Raw genomic sequence first — 2,030 nt, 5'->3', positions numbered from 1 at the left:
CAGTGCGGGCAATGGCATCGGACTGGCACCCGTACCCAATAAATACTCGCGCCGCCATCGGGCAAGCTGGTTCGTGTTGAGGCCGTTGGCTAACGCCACCGCGGCCATCGAGACGTCGGGGCGCAACGTCTGTTCCACCAGTTCCCGCTTGAACGTCGTGCTAAAGCGTCGACGTGCTGTCGACGGCTTGACCTCGATTACATCCGGCTCTTCTCTCATCGCTTCCGATCCCGTTATGAAATCGGCAATCCTCGCGCTTTTAGATCGGATGGAGAAGATGTACTGGCTGGACGCTTACAAATGAAACGACCTTCTTTTCAGATGTCACAACTCGTCCGGTTCCTCATTGACGGCCATACGCCCGGCGTGCTGATGAATTTACCGGCCGTCAGTGGCGTCAACGGTCGGTTCTCGTTGTGGCGTAACGCGTCGCCGTTGCACATCGCAGCGATCTAAGGGTACGCACCCGTGGTCGAGCGCTTGCTTCGAGAGTGGGCTGACTTTTTCGCAGCGGACGACCAGGGGCAAACACCGTTGGGCGTTGCGGTCGACAATGCTCGTGCTGTCCTAGGGGTTAAGGTCGCAGCGATCGAGGCCGAGGTGTTGGGGCATGCGGTGCGAGAGAGCGTGTCGCAGGCGGCGGGGAGGGCAAGGCTTTAAGGTCGGTGACCATTTGACTTGATAGTGAAGACGGCGTTTGCCGGCGTACAACACACCTGGGACGCTACCGCGTCGGTCTGATGCCTTCGGCCTGCTGAAATATGCAGGATTTTTGCGTTGAGGATATTGCCAAGTCGATCGTATCTGCCATGTTGGTACGGACGCTCTGCATTCGTAGAGCACTACACGAGGAGACAGACGATCATGGACAACTTCGATTTCAACGTACTGGACCAAGACGCCAATAAACACGGATGGCACATCGACGGCGCCAGTGTCACGACCGACGTCGCCGACGTGCCTGCGAAGTTCAAGGGAAAAAAGGACGCAGCGCCCGTTGCTGACGAACCGCTCAACCTCACTCCGCTTGCTCCTACGCATGACGAGAACAAAGGCTTCATGCGCTTCATGCCGGCGCTGATCAAGGAGATGAACCATAAGGGTGTGCCTTTCACGCTCAACGGTACGACAGGTGAGATTCAACTGTCCGGCTTCTACCGTGCACAGGGCGTGACGATGGAAATCGGGGCGGGCGACGCGATCAGCGTCACCGACCGTCGCGGCACAACACCTGTGAATACCTTCGCCGACCTGGCGACGCTGAACTACGAATGGTGGACCAGGAGCAATGCTCGCGGCGAGAACCTGAACCCCGAACGTCCATGGCTTGACGAGTTCCTAGAAAAGGGCTGGGTCAAGCGTCAGGTCATCTATGTGCCACGGGATGCAGCGCAGGATTGACCAACCAAACTCGGCAGCGTGTCCGCTTACTTCGAGCACGCATTTAGCGGAGAGGCACATATGAATACAACCATCGCAATGCGTGCCCACGAGGCCGCAGCGGTCATCGGCTGCTCGGTTCGTCAGGTCTGGGCCATGGCAAAGACAGGCGAACTTCCTGCAATCCGATCAGGGTCACTGCGCTCGAAGTCACCATGGCTCTTCGACCTGGACGATGTCCGGAAGCTCAAAATGGATTTGGATCTGGCCCCGATCGACGTGGCTGCTCGTACTGTAGGCATGCCCATCAACACGCTTTACTCATGGATCACACGCGGTGCTGTTAAGCCGACCTGAACCGGCCAGCCTTTCGTAGACATCTTCGAGCCATAATCTATGGCAACCGAGGAGGTCAGTATGAGCGGCAAGCGATACACGGATGAGTTCAAGATCGAGGCAGTCAAACAAGTCACCGAGCGAGGTCATTCGGTAGCAGATGTAGCACAGCGATTGGGCATTACGACGCACAGCCTTTATGCTTGGCGAGCCAGGTTCGAGAAGCCGGATGTCGTGCGCCAAGCGGAGCTGGACCAAAGTGCCGAGGTGCGGCGACTGAAGACCGAGCTCAAGCGTATGACCGAGGAGCGTGA

5 protein-coding genes are annotated in these 2,030 nt (G+C 57.6%); 4 read left to right on the top strand and 1 reads right to left on the bottom strand.

The window, feature by feature from the left end:
* Window positions 1–219 (bottom strand): transposase (locus OVY01_RS22875; RefSeq protein ID WP_267849950.1); only part of this gene is annotated, 219 nt, incomplete at its 3' end.
* Between the two features lie 102 nt (window positions 220–321).
* Between OVY01_RS22875 and OVY01_RS22870 the strand changes: the two genes are divergently transcribed.
* The 4 genes from OVY01_RS22870 to OVY01_RS22855 all read left to right on the top strand — a co-directional run.
* The gene (locus OVY01_RS22870; protein ID WP_267849948.1) at window positions 322–456 is read left to right on the top strand and encodes a hypothetical protein; all 135 of its coding nucleotides are present in this window, start codon (window positions 322–324) and stop codon (window positions 454–456) included.
* Window positions 457–864: 408 nt separating this feature from the next.
* Entirely contained in the window at window positions 865–1,401 is a 537-nt protein-coding gene (locus OVY01_RS22865; protein ID WP_267849946.1) for a hypothetical protein, read from the top strand.
* A 60-nt stretch (window positions 1,402–1,461) separates the two neighbouring features.
* Window positions 1,462–1,737: a helix-turn-helix domain-containing protein gene (locus tag OVY01_RS22860; RefSeq protein ID WP_267849944.1), complete on the top strand. Its 276-nt coding sequence runs from the start codon at window positions 1,462–1,464 to the stop codon at window positions 1,735–1,737.
* 60 nt (window positions 1,738–1,797) lie between these two features.
* Window positions 1,798–2,030 (top strand): transposase (locus OVY01_RS22855; RefSeq protein WP_267849942.1); only part of this gene is annotated, 233 nt, incomplete at its 3' end.

It is taken from the genome of Robbsia betulipollinis (assembly GCF_026624755.1).
Classification (GTDB): domain Bacteria; phylum Pseudomonadota; class Gammaproteobacteria; order Burkholderiales; family Burkholderiaceae; genus Robbsia; species Robbsia betulipollinis.
The sequence above is the reverse complement of the archived record's forward strand: the minus strand, read 5'-3'. Positions and strand labels throughout refer to the sequence as shown.

Bases quoted from the DNA above. Each gene is read 5' to 3' on its own strand.
- OVY01_RS22870 (WP_267849948.1), top strand. From the start codon at position 322: ATGTCACAACTCGTCCGGTTCCTCATTGACGGCCATACGCCCGGCGTG.
- OVY01_RS22865 (WP_267849946.1), top strand. From the start codon at position 865: ATGGACAACTTCGATTTCAACGTACTGGACCAAGACGCCAATAAACAC.
- OVY01_RS22860 (WP_267849944.1), top strand. From the start codon at position 1,462: ATGAATACAACCATCGCAATGCGTGCCCACGAGGCCGCAGCGGTCATC.